This is a genomic window from Streptomyces sp. NPDC003038 (assembly GCF_040611115.1).
Taxonomy (GTDB): domain Bacteria; phylum Actinomycetota; class Actinomycetes; order Streptomycetales; family Streptomycetaceae; genus Streptomyces.
In genome coordinates, this window is record NZ_JBEXNN010000020.1 from 1 (window position 1) to 17,918 (window position 17,918).

The following is a 17,918-nucleotide window of genomic DNA, read 5'->3' on the forward strand; positions in this document are numbered from 1 at the left end:
GTCGCAATCCACACCGAACCCGGAAGGCCCTCACCCGTTCAAGACGCCTCAGCCGAGACCTCCATCACCCGTCCACAACCTCCCGGGGCAATACACCTAGGCCCTGCGCGGGCTAGAGGGCCAGGCCCCGGACCAGCAGGTCGGCGAGCGCGAAGACGAACAGGCAGATCCCGATCGCGCCGTTGACCGTGAAGAAGGCGCGGTTCAGCCGGGACAGGTCGTGCGGCTTCACGATCGTGTGCTCGTAGAGGAAGGCTCCGGCGACGACCGCCAGACCCGACCAGAAGAGCGCGCCCGCGTCCGTGGCCAGGGCGTACCAGGCCAGCAGGCCCGTGGTCACCACGTGCGCGGCGCGGGCGCCCCACAGGGCGGCCGGGATGCCGAAGCGGGCCGGGACCGACTTGACGCCCTCCGCGCGGTCGGCGGCGACGTCCTGGCAGGCGAAGATCAGGTCGAAACCGCCGATCCACACGCCCACCGCGAGGCCGAGGATCACGGCGTCCCAGGACCACGCGCCGGTGACCGCCAGCCAGGCCCCGACCGGGCCGATCGCCTGGGCGAGGCCCAGGATGGCGTGCGGGAAGTTCGTGAAGCGCTTGCCGTACGGGTACACCACCATCGGGATCACCGCGACGGGCGCCAGCATCAGGCAGAGCGGGTTCAGCAGCGCCGCCGAGCCGAGGAAGACGGCGAGCGCGATCCCGGCCCCGGTCCAGGCCGAGCGGACCGACACGGCGCCGGTGACCAGCTCGCGTCCGGCCGTACGCGGGTTCCTGGCGTCGATCTCGCGGTCGATGATCCGGTTGGCGGCCATCGCGAAGGTCCGCAGCCCCACCATGCAGACGGTGACGAGCAGCAGCTCGGCCCAGTGCACGGTCCGGTCGAGCTGGAACATGGCGGTGAGAGCGGCGATGTAGGCGAAGGGCAGCGCGAAGACCGAGTGCTCGATCATCACGAGCCGCAGGAAGGCCTTGACCCTGCCGGTGGCCTGCGGCGCGGGGCCGGGGCCAGGGCCGGGACCGGGGCCCATCACGCCGTCGGCGGTGGTCATCATGCGAGGCTCCGGCGGAATTCCCCGAGGTCGGCCACCAGCTCCGCGGTGGGCACGGGCCCGGTCCGCAGGGACAAAGGCTCCTGCGTCCCCGAGTCACCCGGCGGTGTGATGTGGGCCGTGAACACGTAGGCGTCCGCGCCCGCCGGGCGGGCGTCCAGGCGCAGCACCTCGCCCGCCTCGACCGTGAACGGCCCGTCGGTGGCGAGCGCGGCCAGCAGCCGCTCCGCGAAGTCTTCCGCCTCGATGTCCCGCATGCCGGGCAGCTCGAAGCCGTCGCCCTCGCCGTCCTCCTGGTCCCACACCAGCGCCCAGACGTCGCCGGGACCCACGAACTCCTCGGGCGAGACGCCCGCCTGTTCGGCGGCCAGTCGGATACCGGGGTCCGCCGGGTCGAGCCGCGGGCGCTCAAGGGACACGTACGCCGTGTGGCTGCCGAGGAGGAGGGCCGGGCCACTCACTGCGGGGCTCACAGGCCGTACTCCTTCCAGCGCCGGTCCACCAGGGCCGCGGTCGCCGGGTCGGACTCGACCATGTCGGGCCAGCCGCCGTCGCGGGTGTAACCCTCCTCCGGCAGCTTCTTCGTGGCGTCGATGCCCGCCTTGCCGCCCCAGAACTGCTGGTACGAGGCGTGGTCCAGGTGGTCCACCGGGCCCTCGACGACCGTGAGGTCGCGGGAGTAGTCCGTATTGCCCAGGGCCCGCCAGGACACCTCGTGCAGGTCGTGGACGTCGCAGTCGGAGTCCACCACGATGATCAGCTTGGTCAGCGACATCATGTGCGCGCCCCAGATGGCGTGCATGACCTTCTGCGCGTGCTTCGGGTACTTCTTGTCGATCGAGACGATCGCGCAGTTGTGGAAGCCGCCCGACTCCGGCAGGTGGTAGTCCACGATGTCCGGCACGATGATCTTGAGGAGCGGCAGGAAGAAGCGCTCCGTCGCCCGGCCCAGCGGGCCGTCCTCCGTCGGCGGCCGACCGACCACGATCGACTGGAGCAGCGGGCGCTTGCGCATCGTCACGCAGTCGATCGTCAGCGCGGGGAACGGCTCCTGTGGCGTGTAGAAGCCCGTGTGGTCGCCGAAGGGGCCCTCCGGCAGCATCTCGCCCGGCTCCAGCCAGCCCTCGATCACGACCTCCGCGTGGGCCGGGACCTGGAGCGGCACGGTCTTGCAGTCGACCATCTCGATCCGCTTGCCCGCGACGAAGCCGGCGAAGAGGTACTCGTCGATGTCACCCGGGAGCGGCGCGGTGGACGCGTACGTCACGGCGGGCGGGCAGCCGAAGGCGATCGCGACCGGCAGCCGCTCGCCGCGCTTGGCGGCGACCGCGTAGTGGTTGCGGCTGTCCTTGTGGATCTGCCAGTGCATGCCGATGGTGCGCTTGTCGTGGCGCTGGAGGCGGTAGAGGCCGAGGTTGCGGACGCCGGTCTCGGGGTGCTTGGTGTGCGTCAGGCCGAGGTTGAAGAAGGAGCCGCCGTCCTTGGGCCAGGTGAAGAGGGCCGGCAGCCGGTCGAGGTCGACGTCGTCGCCGGTGAGGACGACCTCGTGGACCGGGGCATCGCCCTTGATCTTCTTCGGCGGCACGTGGACCATCGAGCCGAGCTTGCCGAAGGCCTCGCGGACGCCGACGAAGCCCTGCGGCAGCTCCGGCTTCAGCAGGCCGCCGATCTTCTCGCTGATCTCGCCGTACGACTTCAGGCCGAGGGCCTTCAGGAGGCGGCGGTCGGTCCCGAAGACGTTCATGGCCAGCGGCATCGCCGAGCCCTTGACGTTCTCGAAGAGGAGCGCGGGCCCGCCCGCCTTGTTCACTCTGTCGACGATCTCCCCGATCTCCAGGTACGGGTCGACTTCGGCCTTGATGCGCTTGAGGTCGCCCTCCCGCTCCAGAGCCCGGAGCAGCGAGCGGAGATCGTCGTAAGCCATAGGGGTCAGTATCCGTCACCAACTACCCTGGAAGCGTCACCGGGGCCCCACGCGGGCCCGCCGCCACTGCCTGGGAGTCGGTCTCGCACCGTGCTGCGCTATCTGCCCATCCTGCTGATCTTCGCGCTGACCATCTACTCCGCCATCGACTGCCTGAACACGCCTGAGGAAGAGGTCAAGCACCTCCCCAAGGCCGCCTGGGTGCTCCTGATCCTGCTCTTCTCGATCGTCGGGCCGCTGGTCTGGCTGTTCGCGGGCAAGAAGCGGACCGCGGTCGAGGGCGCCGAGGGGCAAGCCGGGGGCGGCTTCGGCGGTTTCGGCGGTTTCGGCGGCGGCCGGGCGCGCCGGACGCAGTGGGTGGCGCCCGACGACAACCCGGAGTTCCTGAAGTCCCTGCGGGACGAGCAGGAGCGGAACGGCAAGGACCACACGGACGACAAGGACGGGAAGAACGACCCGGACCCGGGCAAGGACGCTGGGAAGGACCCGGGCAAGGGCGACACGCCCTGAGGGACCCGGCCTAGGGGGAAGCGGTGCCCGCCGCCTGGAGCGCCGCGCGCGCGAAGGCCCGTACCGCCCCCGAGTTGTCGGCCGCGCGCCGGACCAGGCCGTAGCCGACCGGCTCCGCGTCCGCGAAGGGGACGTAGGCGACGCCCGGACGGGCGTAGTGGGGGCGATGGCCGGACGCGGGCCGGGGCCGGTGGTCGCCTACGCCCTGGAGAGGGACGCGTACGAGGCGCGCAGCTCGGCCCGGTGGGTGTCCGTCCAGGCGGCCCAGTGCGCCGGACGCCCGCCCATCGCGGACTCCAGCAGCTCGAAGTGTTCGTGCCAGGCGGCCAGGTGTTCGAGGAGCTGGGCCTGGGCCCCGCCGCTCTCGTCGAAAGTGCGCTCGTTCACGAAGCGGATCACCGTCGAGTCGGTCCCGACCGCTTCCAGGTGGAAGCGCATCCGCCCGTACTCGGTCACCGTGTACTCCACGATCCGCTCGATGTCCCACGCGGTGACGTGCCCCGTCACCACCGTCCCGCTGTCCGGCAGGCGCAGCCTGACCGCCCCGCCGAGCCTGCGCTCCAGGACCTCCGCCTCGGCCAGCCAGCGACGCAGCCCGTCCGGCGTGGTCAGGGCGGGCCAGAGGGCCTCGTAGGCGTAGGGCAGGTGTGGTTCGAAATGCAAGCGCCAGCGGCCGTCGCCGCGGCTCTCGCTGGTGCCATGGCTCACAGGAGACATGACACCAGCGTCCCACTCCTGCCGGTCAGACGCCCGAGTAGGAGTGCAGGCCGTTGAGGACCATGTTCACGCCGTAGTAGTTCCAGATCCAGCAGGCGAAGGCGAAGAGCGCGAGATACGCGGCCTTGCGGCCCTTCCAGCCGGCCGTGGCACGGGCGTGCAGGTAGCAGGCGTACGCCACCCAGGTCACGAAGGACCAGACCTCCTTGGGGTCCCAGCCCCAGTAGCGGCCCCAGGCATCGCCCGCCCAGATCGCGCCCGCGATGATCGTGAAGGTCCACAGCGGGAAGACGGCCGCGTTGATCCGGTAGGCGAACTTGTCCAGCGAGGCGGCCGAGGGCAGCCGCTCCATCACGGAGGTGCGGAACCGGCCCGGCTGCCGGCCGGCCTCGACGTGGCTCTCGTAGGCGTCCCGGAACAGGTAGAGGACCGTGCCGGCCGCGCCGATGTAGAAGACCGCACCGCAGAAGATCGCGGTGGAGACGTGGATGTACAGCCAGTACGAGTCCAGCGCGGGGACCAGCTGGTCACTGGCGGTGTAGAGCACCTTGACCGCGATGCCGAGGTCGAGCAGGACACTCGTGACCAGGATCAGGCCGAGCCAGCGGACGTTCTTCTTCAGGAGCAGCAGCACCAGGTACGCGCCGACGGCCACCGTGGAGAAGGTGATCGAGAACTCGTACATGTTGCCCCAGGGGGCCCGCTTCACCGACATCGCGCGGGCGACGACGCCGGCCGCCTCGACGAGGAAGCCGAGGGCGGTCAGCGAGATCGCGATCCGCCCGTACATGTCGCCCCGCACGGTGCCGCCTGCCGCGCCCGGGCCGTCCGGGACGTCGCGGGTGCCGGTGGCGGAGCGGGTCACGACCCGCGGCTTGTCGAGGACGGCGGTGCTCCCGGCCCGGGCGCCCTCGGCGCCCTCGGCGCCTTGGACCCGCACCCGCACGGCGGGGCCGCCGGCCGCGGCGGCGGTCGCGGTCAGCGCGGCGGCCGTACGGCCCACCTTGCTGCGGCTTCCGAAGACCCACTCGGCGATGTGCGCGAGGAAGGCGAGCGTGTAGACCGCCATCGACGAATAGATCAGGTAGTTGCTGATCTCAGCCAGATTCTCGTTGGCTGCGGCTGCGAGCGGCGTCATCCGCGCTCTCCTTCTTCGACTTCGACAGGTTCAGACGCCGGGGGTGCCGAAGGCGCCTGCTCGTGCAACGTGGCGGCGAGCACCGCCAGCTCTTCCGGGAGCCGGGCGGACTCGCTGCGGCCGAGGCCCGCCATCTCGACGACGGTCACGCCGTCCTTGCCGGTCACCGCGCGGACCCAGATGCGGCGGCGCTGGATGAACAGCGACGCGGCCAGGCCGACGATGGCGGTGATCGCGCCCGTGAGCGCGAGGCCGTTCCCGGGCTGCTGGGACACCTGGAAGGTGGCCCACCGCTCGATGCCCTCGAACTTCACCGTGCCCGCACCGTCCGGCAGCGTCATCGTCTCGCCGGGCAGCATCTTCTGCTTGAAGAGCGCGCCGTCGGCGTCCTTGAACTCCTGCATCTTGGAGGTGTTCAGCTGGTACACGTTCTGCGGGAGACCCGAGTCCACGCCCAGGCTGCCGTGGTAGGCGCTGAGCGCGAGGACCGGGAAGTCCAGCGCCGGGAACTGCGAGAGCATCGTGCCCTTGCCCTCGCCGGCGAAGGTCGGAACGAACATGGCGTTGAAGCCGAGCTGCTCCTTGTCGCCGTTCTTGTTCCGGTAGCCGTCCGGCACCTTGACGGCGCCCGACGAGCTGAGGTTGGAGTCGAAGGGAAGCATCGGCACGGCGTCCTTGTAGACCACCTTGCCGGTGGGATCGGTCACCGAGATGACCGGCGCGTAGCCGTGGCCGAGCAGGTAGATCTTGGAGCCGTCGACTTCGAGGGGCTCGTTGACCTCGATCTCGGCCCGCTTGGGTGCGCCGTGCGCGCCCTCGCTGTAGGTGACGTACGCCTTGAACTCGCGCGGGGTGCCCTTCTGCGGGCCCGTCTTCTCGTACGTCGCGTCGAACTTGTCGAGCGTGAACGAGAAGGGCGGCAGGTCGTCGGAGTCGAAGAGGCTGCCGGACTTGAAGTCGTCGTACTGGGTGAGGGTGTTCGAGAAGCCCTTGCCGCGCAGGACGAGTTTGCCGCCCTCGGACTTGAAGAGCTGGCCGGTGGCGAAGGCCACCAGCAGCACGATCAGGGCGATGTGGAAGGCCAGGTTCCCGGCCTCGCGCAGATAGCCCTTCTCGGCGGCGACGGCGCCCCCGCTCGCGCTCTTGCCCTGGCCCGTGCCCGCGCCCGCCTCCGTACGGAAGCGGCGCCCGGCGAGGAGCGTCTTCGCGTACGAGAGCACCTCCTCGGGGGACTTCTCCGTACGCCACGTCGTGTACGCGGGCAGCCGGTCCAGCCGCTTCGGGGCGCCGGGCGGGCGGCCGGTGAGCTGGCCGATGAACTGCCAGGTGCGCGGCACGATGCAGCCGATCAGCGAGACGAACAGGAGGATGTAGATCGCGGAGAACCACACCGAGCTGTAGACGTCGAAGAGCTGGAGCTTCTCGGCGGCCGGGACCCAGAAGGTGTGGGTCCGCTTCCACTCCTCGACCTTCATCGCGTCGACCTGGGTCTGCGGGATGAGGGAGCCGGGGATGGAGCCCAGGGACAGCAGGAAGAGCAGGATCAGCGCCACCCGCATGGAGGTGAGCTGCCGCCAGAACCAGCGGACCCAGCCGGTCACGCCGATACCGACGGCCGGCCCGGTGGGGCTGTCCTCAAGGGGGGCGGTGGAGAGCTGGGCGCCGGCCGCGCCGAGCGCGGGCTCGGACTCGGACGTGGACGTGGACGTGGACGCCTGCTCGTGCTCGCGCTCGTGCTCGCGCTCGTGCTCGGCGGAATCCTGGGACGGGTGCGACGCCTCGGTGGGCGCCTTGTCGGTCGTACTCATGTGCGTTAAGTCCTCAGATCCCCACCGTGACGCCTTGGGTCCAGCTCTGCATGTCGCTGACGATGCTGTCCCACGTTCCTGTGACGAGCAGCAGACCGGTGAGGATCAGCATGCCGCCACCGATGCGCATCACCCATGCATAGTGCTTCTTCACCCAGCCGAATGCGCCGAGCGCCTTGCGGAAGGCGATCGCCGCAAGGATGAAGGGCAGGCCCAGACCGAGGCAGTACGCGACGGTCAGCAGCGCCCCCCGGCCCGCGCTCGCCTGGTCGAGGGAGAGCGTGTTGACGGCGGCGAGGGTCGGGCCCATGCAAGGGGTCCAGCCGACGCCGAAGAGCGCGCCGAGCACGGGCGCGCCGAGCAGTCCCGCCGTGGGCTTCTTGTGGAAGCGGAACTCCCGCATCGTCAGCCCCGGGATCACGCCCATGAAGAAGAGACCCAGGACGATCACCACTCCGCCCAGGACCCGGGAGATGATCGCCCGGTTCTCCTGGAGGCTCTCGCCGAAGTACCCGAAGAGCGCGCCGGTGGAGACGAAGACCGCCGTGAAGCCGGCGATGAACAGGCTCGCGCCGGCCAGCATCCGGCCGCGCCGCGCCTCGGCGAGGTCGGCGCCGCTGACGCCGGTCACGTAGGAGAGGTAGCCGGGGACCAGCGGGAGCACGCAGGGCGAGAAGAAGGAGACCAGCCCGGCGAGCACGGAGATGGGCAGGGCCAGCAGCAGCGCGCCGCTCAGCACGGTCGTGTTCACGCCGGTCGGCTCGGCGGCGAGGGTGAGGAGCGCGGGGACGGCCGTGGCCGAGGTGACCACGGGGTCACTTCTCCGCGAGGAGCGGGTCGATCATCGAGCGCAGCTGTTCCTCGTTGATCGCGACCAGGGTGCGGGCGGCGATCCTGCCCTCCTTGTCGAGGACGATCGTGGAGGGGATCGCCTGCGGGTTGAGCGTTCCCTGGGGGAAGCGGAGCATCAGCTTGCCGTCGGGGTCGTAGAGGCTCGGGTAGGTGATCCCGAAGCTCTCCTCGAAGGCGGTCGCGTTCTGCTTGCTGTTGTCGCGGGTGTTGATCCCGACGAAGGCGACCGGCTGGCCGGCGGCCTCCAGCTCCTTGGAGACCTTGGCGAAGTGCGGGGCCTCGGCGCGGCACGGCGGGCACCAGGAGCCCCACACGTTGAGGACGACGACCTTGCCCTTGAGGGTGGTGGTGTCGAGGGTCCGGCCGTCGACGGTCTCGCCGTCGAGCTTCGGGGCCTCGGCGCGCTCGCCCTGGGCGACGGTCGAAATGCCGCCCGGTCCCCTGACGTAGTTGCCGCCGGCGCTGCCGGAGGGCTTGCCGCCGTCGTCGGAACCGAGGCAGGAGGTCAGGGTCATGACCCCCGCAACGGTCACCGCGGTCAGCAAGGTGGCGCGGCCGCTGGTCGAGCGGCGGCGACGGGGGGCGCGGCTAAGGCTCATGTGAAAAGTTTCGCATGGGCTATTTGTGGATCTACCGCACCCCCCGGCGGGGTGCTGAGGCGCTGGTTCCCGGACCCGGAACCCGACCCGGAACCGGACCCGGAACCGGACCCGGAACCGGACCCGGAACCCGACGCGGGCCCGGACCCGATCAGGCGCCGAAAGCCTTGGACTTGCCCTTCACCGGCTTCGCCCCCGCCAGCAGGTGCACCGGGACCAGGTCCCGGGCCGGCTCGCTGTAGCCGACCGACACCAGCTTGTCGCCCTGGTAGGTGAAGGACGTCATCGAGGCCAGCGTGCACTGACGGCGGCGCGGGTCGTGCCACAGCCGGCGCTTCTCCGCGAAACTGCGCACGATCCAGATCGGCAGCTGATGGCTGACCGCCACCGCCTCGTGGCCGCGCGCCGCGTCGCGTGCGGCCTCCAGCGCGCTCATCATCCGGACGACCTGCTCGACGTACGGCTCGCCCCAGGACGGCTTGAACGGGTTCGTCAGGTGCTTCCAGTTGCCCGGCCTGCGCAGCGCGCCGTCACCGACGCCGAAGGTCTTGCCCTCGAAGACGTTCTGCGCCTCCAGCAGCCGCGCGTCGGTGGCCACGTCCAGGCCGTGGCTCTTGGCGATCGGCGCCGCCGTCTCCTGCGCCCGCTCCAGCGGGGAGGAGACGACGTAGGTGACGTCCCGGCTCTCCAGGTGTTCGGCGACCCGGTCGGCCATCTGCCGGCCCAGCTCGGACAGGTGGTAGCCCTCGCGGCGGCCGTACAGGACGCCGTCCGGGTTGTGCACCTCGCCGTGGCGCACCAGGTGCACGACGGTGATGTCGGGCGTGGCGGCGGGCGTCAGGTCGGCCTTGGCGTCGGGCGTGCCGACGGGCGTGGCGTCGTTGCTCATGAGGTGGCCTCCGGAGTGGCCTCCGCGGCCGCTCGGGCCGCCGCCGGCAGGGCGGCCGCGATGCGCTCGATCGCCCGCTCGTCGTGGGCGGTGGACACGAACCAGGACTCGAAGGCGGACGGCGGCAGGTAGACGCCCTGCGCCAGCATCGAGTGGAAGAAGCCGTTGAAGCGGAAGCTCTCCTGCTTCTTGGCGTCGTCGTAGGTCCGCACCTCGTCCTCGGTGAAGAAGACGGAGAACATGTTGGACGCGGTCTGGAGGCGGTGCGCGACGCCTTCCTTGCGCAGCGCCTCGGTGACCAGGCCCTGGACCTCGGCCGACACGGCGTCGACCTTCTCGTACGCGGCCTCGTCGAGCAGGTGCAGCTGCGCCAGGCCCGCGGCGGTGGCCACCGGGTTCCCGGAGAGCGTGCCGGCCTGGTAGACGGGCCCGGCGGGGGCCAGGTACCCCATGACGTCCGCGCGGCCGCCGAACGCGGCGGCCGGGAAGCCGCCGCCCATGACCTTGCCGAAGGTCATCAGGTCGGGCTTGACCCCGTCGACGCCGTACCAGCCGGCGCGGCTGGTACGGAATCCGGTCATGACCTCGTCGGAGATGTACAGGGCGCCGTTCTCGCGGCAGACGTCGGCGAGGCCCTGGTTGAAGCCCTCGGCGGGCGTCACCACGCCCATGTTGCCCGGCGCGGCCTCGGTGATCACGCAGGCGATCTCGCCGGGGTGCGCGGCGAAGGCCGCCCGTACCGCTTCGAGGTCGTTGTAGGGCAGGACGATCGTGTCGGCGGCCTGCGCTCCTGTCACGCCGGGGGTGTCCGGCAGCGCGAAGGTCGCGAGCCCGGAGCCGGCGGCGGCCAGCAGCGCGTCCACGTGGCCGTGGTAGCAGCCGGCGAACTTCACCACCTTGGCGCGGCCCGTGAAGCCTCGCGCCAGCCGGATCGCGGACATGGTCGCCTCCGTGCCGGAGGACACCAGGCGCACCTGCTCGACGGGTCCGATGCGCGCGACGATCTCCTCGGCGAGGGCGACCTCGCCCTCGCCGGGCGTGCCGAAGGACGTGCCGCGGGCGACGGCGGCCTGGACGGCCTCGATCACGGCGGGGTGGGAATGGCCGAGGATCATCGGTCCCCACGAGCACACGAGGTCGACGTACTCTCGACCGTCGGCGTCGGTGAGGTACGGACCGGTGCCGGACACCATGAACCGGGGCGTACCGCCCACGGCACGGAAGGCGCGCACCGGAGAGTTCACGCCGCCGGGGGTCACGAGGGAGGCGCGCTCGAAGAGCGTCTGCGAAACTGGGGCTTCATACGGGTACGGGTAGCTCACACCAGCCATGGTCTCAGAGGCCGCGACTGACTTGCGGACGGGCGTTTCGCCACGCCGCCGCGGGGGAGGTCACTGCCATGATGATCAGGCTGCGTGGCGGGGGCCGCGGGGCCGGGGCGGGCAAGACCAGTCGGGTGGAGATATGCAACGCGGTGGTGGAGCGGGCGAGGGTACGGACGGGCTGGACCCGCAGCGCGCCCGCGAGTCCCGCCGCCGGGGCAAGCACCGGCGCCGCGCCGCCGAGGCCGCCGACGCGGTACCGGGTCCGACGCAGCCGCTGGACGGCCTCCTGCCCAAGGGCCGCGGCATGGGAGTGACGTACAAGTACTTCGGCGCCCCGGACGGCGCGACGGCCGCCCGGGTCCCGGTGACGATGCGGCCGGAGGAGCTGGGCGGCGACGAGCTCGGCATGGGCGGCCTGTTCACCAAGATCAAGCCGGAGACGGTGGCCGCGATGGTCCTGACCGGCATCGAGGGCATACCCCTCCACAAGGTGCCACCGCTGGAACTGGTCGTCCTGCACCCCGACTACGCGGTGGTCAAACTCCCCATGACGGTGGTCGACCCGCTCCGCGGAGTGGGCGAGGAGTCGGTCGGCGCGGCCGCCTTCATCTGGTCCACCGTCCCGGACCGCGGCGGCCCCCGCGACGCCTTCAACGTCTACCAGCTGCTCCACGAGTGGCAGGATTTCAGCCACCGGCTCCACGAGGCGGGCCACCAGCCGTACTGCCTGGTCTGGCCCTGACCGGTCGTACGGCGCCGACGGCGATGCCGTCGCCACCCGTTCCCCTCCTCGGTCCCGCCCTCGGCGAGGGCGGGCCCTGCCGGACGCAGCCCTGTGGGCCCCGGCCGTGGCCGGGGCCCACAAGGTTAGAGCTGGACCGTCGCGCGGGCGGAGGTCAGGACTTTCACGTCGGCGCATGTTACTTCCAGGGCCACTCTGACCTGGCGGTTCGCCAGTTTGGCCTGGACCGTGCCGCGGACTTCGAGGGTGGCGCCGGATCCGTCGTCGGGGACGGGCACCGGCCTGGTGAAGCGGACGGAGAAGTCGGTCAGCGCCGCCGGGTCACCGGTCCAGTCGGTGATCAGCTCGGCCGCCTTCGCCATGGTCAGCATCCCGTGTGCGATCACCGTGGGGAAGCCCGCCTCCCGGGCCGAGCGGTCGCTGAAGTGGATCGGGTTGAAGTCCCCGGCCGCGCCCGCATAGCGGACGAGGCCGACCCGGGTGAGGGAGTACGTGCGGGGCTCCAGCTCGGCGCCCACCGTGAGCGTGTCGTAGTCCGGTGCGGCCGCCCGACCGGTGGGCGCGGGCGGGGGTGTGGTCGTCGTCACGGCTTCCTCTCCTCCGGCATTCCGGCCATGACCGTCATGTGGGCGTCGGCCACATGGCCGCCGTCCGCGTCCCGTACTTCTCCGCGCATCCGCAGGACGTCCTTGCCCCCGAGCCGCGTGACCGAGTCCAGGTGCAAGGTGACCGCCAGCCGGTCCCCCGCCCGCACCGGCCTGTTCTGGGTGATCCGCTGGTCGAGATGGATGAGGTGGGCAGCTTCCAAGCCCCACTCCGGGCCCTTCAGCAGGCGGTCACTCGCCCGGTGCGTGACCAGGAACGGAAAGGTCGGCGGGGCGATCACGTCGGCGTGGCCCAGCGCCCGGGCGGCCTCCGGGTCCGTGTGTACGGGGCTGTGCGCGCCGACCGCCTCGGCGAACTCTCGGATCTTCAGGCGGCTGACCTCGTATATCTCCGTCGGCGGGTACGAGGTGCCCGCGAGCGCGCCGTCCACCGCCATCAGCGGGGGCCCCTGGAGCCGGTGGCCGACACCGGCCTGGGCACGGGCGTGGCGGCAGCCTCCCAGGCAGCCCGCCACTCCCCCGCCCGGCAGGCCGGACCGGCGGCCGGTGCCCCCGCTCCCACCCAGCCGGTGACCGGGCGGATGCCGTGCAGGGCGTTGACGAACCACACCTCGCGACCAGCCAGTTCGGCCGGTCCACAGCGGCGGTGACGGACGGCGACGCCCAGCTCCGCCGCCCGGGCCAGCACCCAGTCCCGGGTGACCCCGGGCAGCGTGGGCAGCCCCGGGTCCACCGTGCACAGCGTGTCGCCCTCCCACCACAGCACGCTGGAGGCGGCCCCTTCGAGCAGCAACCCGTCAGCGGAGGTCAGCAGGGCTTCGGAGGCGCCCGCCGCGACCGCCTCCGCACGCAGCCCGGCCAGGACGACCAGGTCGGGCCCCTTGCGCCGGGGGGTCCGCCTGGGGTCGGGCCGCCCCGGCACCCAGACGCGTACGTCCGCGGCACGCTCCGGCGCGGGACGGACCCGCACCCGTAGCCGGAGCTCACCGGCGGAGTCCGCCAGCTCTACTCGCGGGAACCAGTCCCCGACACCGGGCACCCGGGCCATCGCCTCCTCCCAGAAGATCCCCACCGCCGGGCCGCCCACCTCGGCGACAGCCGCCTCGAAACGCTCCCGGTGACGCCTCGGTTCCCGTACTCGGCCGTCCTCCACCAGCCAGGAGTCAGCTGCCAAGGGGGCGACCCCCGGCGCGGGCGGCAGCTCGACGAGCCCGCCGCCCACACCCATCCCGAACAGTCGTTCCGTCATCGGGCGGACCCGGCCGGCGAGACCCGCTCCGGGAACTCCGCGCCCAGCAGGCGCAGCAGCGGGGTTGCCTTCACGGCGGTCTCCTCGTATTCCTCGGACCGGTCGGACAAGGCGGTGATGGCGCCGCCGACGCCGTACCGCACCCGGTCGGCGGTGACCACCGCGGTCCGGATGGCGATGCTCAGATCGGTGGCTCCGGAGAGCGAGAAGTAGCCGATGGCGCCGGAGTAGATGCCGCGCGGCCCGGCCTCCAGCCGGTCGATGATCTGCATCGTGCGAATCTTGGGCGCGCCCGTCATCGACCCGCCCGGGAAGGCGGCCCGTACGCAGTCGACGGCGCTCCTGCCCGGACGCAGCCGGGCCCGTACGGTGCTGACCAGCTGGTGGACGGTCGCGTACGTCTCCACGTCGAAGATCTTGTGCACGGTGACCGAACCGGGCTCCGCACACCGCGCGAGGTCGTTGCGGACCAGGTCGACGATCATCAGGTTCTCGGCGCGGTCCTTCTCGCTGCTCCGCAGGTCCTCGATGAGCCGCCGGTCCTCCGCCGGGGTGGCGCCCCGCGGCCGGGTGCCCTTGATCGGCTTCGATTCGGCCACTCCCTCCCGGTCGACCCGCAGGAAACGCTCGGGCGAGGTGCTCAGCACGGACAGCCCGTCGAAGCGCAGCAGCGCGCCGAAGGGGGCGGGGCTGGTGCGGCGCAGGAAGCGGTAGGCGGCCCAGGGGTCGACCGAACCCCCGGCCTCGATCATGTTGGTGAGGCACACCTCGTACGTCTCGCCGGCGCGGATGGCGTCCAGGCAGGCGCCGATGAGCTCCAGGTACTGGTCGTGACCGTGCCGCAAGGCGACCGGGAGCTCGGCGCCCAGCGTCAGCGGCTCCTGCTCGCCGTCCCGGCCGCTCCCCCAGCGGTTCTCCCTCCCGCTCTCCTCGGCGGCCAGTTCCGCGAGCCGTGCGGCCGTCTCGTCGAGCCAGGAACGCGCCCCGGACGGGTCGTCATCGGGCGCCAGTGCCAGCAGGTACGTGGTGGAGGCCGCATGGTCGAACACCACCACGCGATCCGCGAAGATCAGTGCCGCATCGGGGTCCGGGGAGGGGCGGGCCGCCTCCGCGCCGCACTCGGCCTTCAGCTCGTAGCCGAGGTAGCCGACCCATCCCAGCGCGAAGTCGAAGGGCAGGTCCGGGACCTCGGTCTCGGTGCGGCGCAGGTCCTGGTCCAGCCAGTCGAGGAAAGGCGAGTCGTGGACCTCGGTGGTGCCCCCCGCGTGCTCCACCGTGACCGTGCACCGCTGGACGTCGGCGAGGGCGACCCGGGCGAGCGGACCGCCGGCGTCGCCCATCATGGAGAACCGGCCGAGCTGCTCGTCGGGCCGGCTGCTGTCCAGCCAGAACGCATACGGAGTACCCCGGAACAGCTCATCGAAGACGAGCTCCGGATCGCATCGGGTGGCCAGCTGCTCCCGGTGTACGCGCAGTCGCCGGACGGGCTGCGCCACGGGCGGACCGGCGGGAACCGTCCCGGGGCGGCCGGCGGGCCGCCCCGGAGCGCCGTTGTGCCGCTCCGCGAGGCGGAAGAAGTTGGCCAGCAGGTCGTGACCGTGCTCGGTGCATATCGACTCGGGATGGAACTGCACCCCCCACAGCGGTCGGTGGCGGTGCCTCAGACCCATCAGCACGCCGTCGGAGGTCCAGGCGGTCGCCTCGAAGTCCTCGCTGAGCGCGGAGACGGCCAGCGAGTGGTAGCGGACGACCTCCAAGGGGGAAGGCAGCCCGGCGAACAGGCCGGTGTCCATGTGGTGGACCGGCGACAACCGGCCGTGCCGCTGCTGCGGCGCGAGGGCGACGCGGCCGCCGTGGACGTGGGCGAGGGCCTCGTGGCCGAGGCAGACACCGAGCAGCGGAACGGCGCCGTGGCGCATGATCTCGGCGCCGATGCCGAGGTCCGATGCGCGCTCCGGGGTGCCGGGCCCGGGCGAGATGATGACATTGTCGAAGTCGGCGAGGTGCTTTAACCGCCAGACCGGGTCATCGTTGTAAATGACGGTCGGTTCGTCACCGGTGACTTCGGCTACGTAGTGCGCCAGGTTATAGGTGAAGGAATCATAGTTGTCCACGATCAACGTGCGCATGAGATGAGCCTGCTCTCCAAGGAATGGGCCCGCGCGGAAACGCCCTCAGGCACGGCGGATTTCGGCGCGGAAATTCAGGCGGTTTTCCGTCAGTGGAGTCGGAGGTCGAGGCGGTGGCGGTTCCGGTGAGATACCTGGAACGTCGGAAGCCCTCGCAGTGCGCGCTTCCAGGCATGACCGACCTCGGAACGGCCTCGACGGTAACAGCGTGAACAGGCCGCCGGGTATGCCTCTTTGGTGACATCCGATTTCGTTGAATGCGCTTCTCCATGGCGCTTAATGTGGATCAATGCCGAACGATCCGAGCCATTCGTGGATGGAGCAATGATGTTCACTGGGCAGGCAGACATACACCTGGGCGCGGCCCGGGACGACCGGTCCCCCGGGGCGGACCGGTCGACCTGGGCCGCCCGCGCCGCGTGGGTCGACGAGACGCTGCTGCGCGGTGACCCGGAAGACGTCTGCCTGGTCCTCGACGCCGAAACCGACCGGCGGGCCCTGCGCGCCGCCGTGGCCGAACGGCAGGAGCGGCTGAGCGAGGCCGGACTACTGCCCGGCGGCACCGTGGCGCTACAGCTGCCCCCTTCCTTCGAATACGTGGCTCAGCTCCTCGCCGTCTGGCGGCTCGGTGCTCAGGTGATCGTGCTCGACCACCGGCTGACGGAGTCCGAGACGGAACGTGCCGTCGCCCACACCAACCCCCAACTCGTCATCTCCACCAGCCGGCCCGTCGGCTCGTTGCGGGGCTTCCACGAGGTGACCCCCGTACTGGCCGTCCGTGCGGACGGCAGCGCCGCCCGCACCGACCACGTCCTGGTCCAGCTGAGCTCCGGCTCGACCGGCCCCTCGAAGGTCATCGGCCGGACCGCACCCGACCTCGTGGCCGAGCTCCGCCGGTACGCGCGCGTCGAGGGCATGCCCCGGGCCGGCGAGCAACTGGTCATCCTCGGGTCGCTCTCCCACACCTGGGGGCTGATCGGCGGTCTGCTCAACGCGCTGCACGCCGGCGTCCGCGTCGTCCTGCCCGCGAAGACCTCCGTACGGGGCATTTTCGCCACCGTCGAGAGCGCGCCGGTGCCGACGGCGCTGCTCGGAGTTCCGGCGCAAGTGGCGCTGCTGGCCGCGGTCGCCGAGCCGCCCCGGCTACCGCAGCTGGTGCGGATGATGACGGCGGGCGGCCGCACCCCGGTACCGGTGGCCGAGTCCTTCACGGCGCGGTACGGAGTCCCGCTCAGCCAGATCTACGGCATGACCGAGACCGGCATCATCGCCGCCGATATGTCCGGGCACCACCATCCCTCGGTCGGCGCCCCCGCCCCCGGCGTCCGCGTCCGCGTGGTGAAGGGCGAGCTGCAGGTCGCCCTCGACCGCTCTCCGTACCTGGCCGGCGCCCTCCCGGAGCGCTGGTCGGACGGCTGGCTGCGCACCCATGACGCCGCCGAGATCGACCCGTACACCGGCTGCGTGACCGTGCTGGGGCGGCTCGACTCCCAGATCTCCGTGCGGGGGCTCAAGGTGGACCTCACGGAGGTGGAGGAGTTCTTGACCGGACTCGACACGGTGGCGGAGGCCGTCGTCCTGCACAGCGACGCGATCGACGCCTACGTGACCCCGGCGCCCGGAGCCACCCTGGCGCGGATCCAGGAGCAACTGGGCGGTGACCTCGCCCCGTTCAAACACCCCCGCCGCTGGTATGTGTTGCCCGACTTCCCCCGGACGGCGACGGGCAAACCCCGGCGCGATCCGGAAGCCCTGCGAGCGGCGGTGGCATGAGTACGTCGACCCGCCCCCCGGCCGCCTGCGGCCCGGCCGCGACGGCCAGCACGAAGCCCTCGGGCGCGTCCGGCAGCGCCGTGTAGAACCGCTTACCCGGAACCGGGAGCAGCTCCGTGCCGGGTGCTCCGCCGAGCCGCACCGGTCGGATCATTCCGCCCCCGGACAGTCCGGTGGCCAGGGCCTTGCCCACGGCCTCCTTCTGCGTCCACATCCTCAGGAACTCGGCCGGCCGCTCGCTCTCGGGACGCCCGGCCAGCCAGTCCGCCTCGCTCGCGGCGAACCAGCGCCGGGCGAGGGCCACCGCGGGGACCGCCCGCAGCCGTTCCACATCGACCCCGACCGCACACACCCGGCTGACCGCCACCGCGGACAGCCCCTGGACATGGCTCACGCTCCCATGCAGCCCCCGGGCCGCACCGCCGAGCTTGGGCCGTCCGGACGGTTCCCGCCCGACCACGATCTCGGCCGCGTCCAGCCCGAGCAGCACGGCCGCCGCCGCACGCAGAAGCGGGGCGCCGGCGGGATGCCGCTCGGCCGTCCGGACCAGCCGGACCAGCACGTCAGCACCACCTTCCACTCGTACACCTCTGGCACTTCTGGAGTC

The 17,918-nt window shown here is 71.4% G+C and carries 18 protein-coding genes; 3 read left to right on the plus strand and 15 right to left on the minus strand.

Annotation, left to right across the window (positions count from 1 at the left end; all coding sequences use genetic code 11):
• Positions 1 to 112: 112 nt before the first annotated feature.
• The 3 genes from mqnP to ABZX75_RS23230 are packed head-to-tail and all read right to left on the minus strand — an operon-like array spanning position 113 to position 2,975.
• Positions 113 to 1,054 (minus strand): menaquinone biosynthesis prenyltransferase MqnP, encoded by a 942-nt coding sequence (gene mqnP, locus ABZX75_RS23220; RefSeq protein ID WP_355413499.1) that lies wholly within the window; start codon positions 1,052 to 1,054, stop codon positions 113 to 115.
• On the minus strand, positions 1,051 to 1,524 hold the full coding sequence (locus ABZX75_RS23225) for a hypothetical protein (RefSeq protein WP_355413501.1): 474 nt from the start codon (positions 1,522 to 1,524) through the stop codon (positions 1,051 to 1,053). Before ABZX75_RS23225 ends, mqnP begins: the two co-directional genes overlap by 4 nt.
• The gene (locus ABZX75_RS23230) at positions 1,521 to 2,975 is read right to left on the minus strand and encodes a menaquinone biosynthesis decarboxylase (RefSeq protein ID WP_355413503.1); all 1,455 of its coding nucleotides are present in this window, start codon (positions 2,973 to 2,975) and stop codon (positions 1,521 to 1,523) included. Before ABZX75_RS23230 ends, ABZX75_RS23225 begins: the two co-directional genes overlap by 4 nt.
• A 90-nt stretch (positions 2,976 to 3,065) precedes the next feature.
• On the opposite strand from ABZX75_RS23230, the gene ABZX75_RS23235 reads away from it, so the two are divergent.
• Positions 3,066 to 3,485 carry a PLD nuclease N-terminal domain-containing protein gene (locus tag ABZX75_RS23235; RefSeq protein WP_355413505.1) on the plus strand — a complete coding sequence of 140 codons (420 nt, stop codon included), beginning with the start codon at positions 3,066 to 3,068 and terminating at the stop codon, positions 3,483 to 3,485.
• Positions 3,486 to 3,683: 198 nt separating this feature from the next.
• Here the strand turns inward: ABZX75_RS23235 and ABZX75_RS23240 are convergent, their stop codons facing one another.
• From ABZX75_RS23240 to hemL, 7 genes are all read right to left on the minus strand, one after another.
• The gene (locus ABZX75_RS23240; protein ID WP_355413507.1) at positions 3,684 to 4,202 is read right to left on the minus strand and encodes an SRPBCC domain-containing protein; all 519 of its coding nucleotides are present in this window, start codon (positions 4,200 to 4,202) and stop codon (positions 3,684 to 3,686) included.
• A gap of 25 nt (positions 4,203 to 4,227) precedes the next feature.
• A complete protein-coding gene (ccsB, locus tag ABZX75_RS23245; protein WP_355413509.1) occupies positions 4,228 to 5,340 on the minus strand; it encodes a c-type cytochrome biogenesis protein CcsB in 1,113 nt (370 codons plus the stop codon).
• Complete coding sequence (locus ABZX75_RS23250) at positions 5,337 to 7,148, minus strand: cytochrome c biogenesis protein ResB (RefSeq protein WP_355413511.1); 1,812 nt, start codon at positions 7,146 to 7,148, stop codon at positions 5,337 to 5,339. The genes ccsB and ABZX75_RS23250 overlap by 4 nt, the downstream gene beginning before the upstream one ends.
• A gap of 13 nt (positions 7,149 to 7,161) precedes the next feature.
• Positions 7,162 to 7,959: a cytochrome c biogenesis protein CcdA gene (locus ABZX75_RS23255; RefSeq protein WP_355413513.1), complete on the minus strand. Its 798-nt coding sequence runs from the start codon at positions 7,957 to 7,959 to the stop codon at positions 7,162 to 7,164.
• A 4-nt stretch (positions 7,960 to 7,963) separates the two neighbouring features.
• On the minus strand, positions 7,964 to 8,599 hold the full coding sequence (locus ABZX75_RS23260) for a TlpA disulfide reductase family protein (RefSeq protein ID WP_355413515.1): 636 nt from the start codon (positions 8,597 to 8,599) through the stop codon (positions 7,964 to 7,966).
• Positions 8,600 to 8,750: 151 nt separating this feature from the next.
• Positions 8,751 to 9,488: a histidine phosphatase family protein gene (locus ABZX75_RS23265; protein ID WP_355413517.1), complete on the minus strand. Its 738-nt coding sequence runs from the start codon at positions 9,486 to 9,488 to the stop codon at positions 8,751 to 8,753.
• Entirely contained in the window at positions 9,485 to 10,819 is a 1,335-nt protein-coding gene (gene hemL / locus ABZX75_RS23270) for a glutamate-1-semialdehyde 2,1-aminomutase (protein WP_355413519.1), read from the minus strand. Before hemL ends, ABZX75_RS23265 begins: the two co-directional genes overlap by 4 nt.
• Before the next feature lie 298 nt (positions 10,820 to 11,117).
• Here hemL and ABZX75_RS23275 point away from each other — a divergent pair, with 298 nt between their 5' ends.
• The gene (locus tag ABZX75_RS23275; protein WP_053675327.1) at positions 11,118 to 11,555 is read left to right on the plus strand and encodes a hypothetical protein; all 438 of its coding nucleotides are present in this window, start codon (positions 11,118 to 11,120) and stop codon (positions 11,553 to 11,555) included.
• Between the two features lie 125 nt (positions 11,556 to 11,680).
• Here ABZX75_RS23275 and ABZX75_RS23280 read toward each other — a convergent pair whose 3' ends face one another.
• The 4 genes from ABZX75_RS23280 to pabB are packed head-to-tail and all read right to left on the minus strand — an operon-like array spanning position 11,681 to position 15,538.
• Complete coding sequence (locus ABZX75_RS23280) at positions 11,681 to 12,142, minus strand: MaoC family dehydratase (RefSeq protein ID WP_355413521.1); 462 nt, start codon at positions 12,140 to 12,142, stop codon at positions 11,681 to 11,683.
• Positions 12,139 to 12,597 carry a MaoC family dehydratase N-terminal domain-containing protein gene (locus ABZX75_RS23285; RefSeq protein WP_355413523.1) on the minus strand — a complete coding sequence of 153 codons (459 nt, stop codon included), beginning with the start codon at positions 12,595 to 12,597 and terminating at the stop codon, positions 12,139 to 12,141. The genes ABZX75_RS23280 and ABZX75_RS23285 overlap by 4 nt, the downstream gene beginning before the upstream one ends.
• Complete coding sequence (locus ABZX75_RS23290; RefSeq protein ID WP_355413526.1) at positions 12,597 to 13,409, minus strand: aminotransferase class IV; 813 nt, start codon at positions 13,407 to 13,409, stop codon at positions 12,597 to 12,599. The genes ABZX75_RS23285 and ABZX75_RS23290 overlap by 1 nt, the downstream gene beginning before the upstream one ends.
• A complete protein-coding gene (gene pabB / locus ABZX75_RS23295) occupies positions 13,406 to 15,538 on the minus strand; it encodes an aminodeoxychorismate synthase component I (protein ID WP_355413528.1) in 2,133 nt (710 codons plus the stop codon). The genes ABZX75_RS23290 and pabB overlap by 4 nt, the downstream gene beginning before the upstream one ends.
• A 324-nt stretch (positions 15,539 to 15,862) precedes the next feature.
• Here pabB and ABZX75_RS23300 point away from each other — a divergent pair, with 324 nt between their 5' ends.
• Positions 15,863 to 17,311: a long-chain fatty acid--CoA ligase gene (locus ABZX75_RS23300; RefSeq protein ID WP_355413530.1), complete on the plus strand. Its 1,449-nt coding sequence runs from the start codon at positions 15,863 to 15,865 to the stop codon at positions 17,309 to 17,311.
• On the opposite strand, the gene ABZX75_RS23305 is transcribed toward ABZX75_RS23300, so the two are convergent.
• Positions 17,211 to 17,891, minus strand: coding sequence for a 4'-phosphopantetheinyl transferase superfamily protein (locus ABZX75_RS23305; RefSeq protein ID WP_355413532.1), 681 nt, complete (start codon positions 17,889 to 17,891; stop codon positions 17,211 to 17,213). The genes ABZX75_RS23300 and ABZX75_RS23305 overlap by 101 nt on opposite strands.
• Positions 17,892 to 17,918 lie beyond the last annotated feature (27 nt).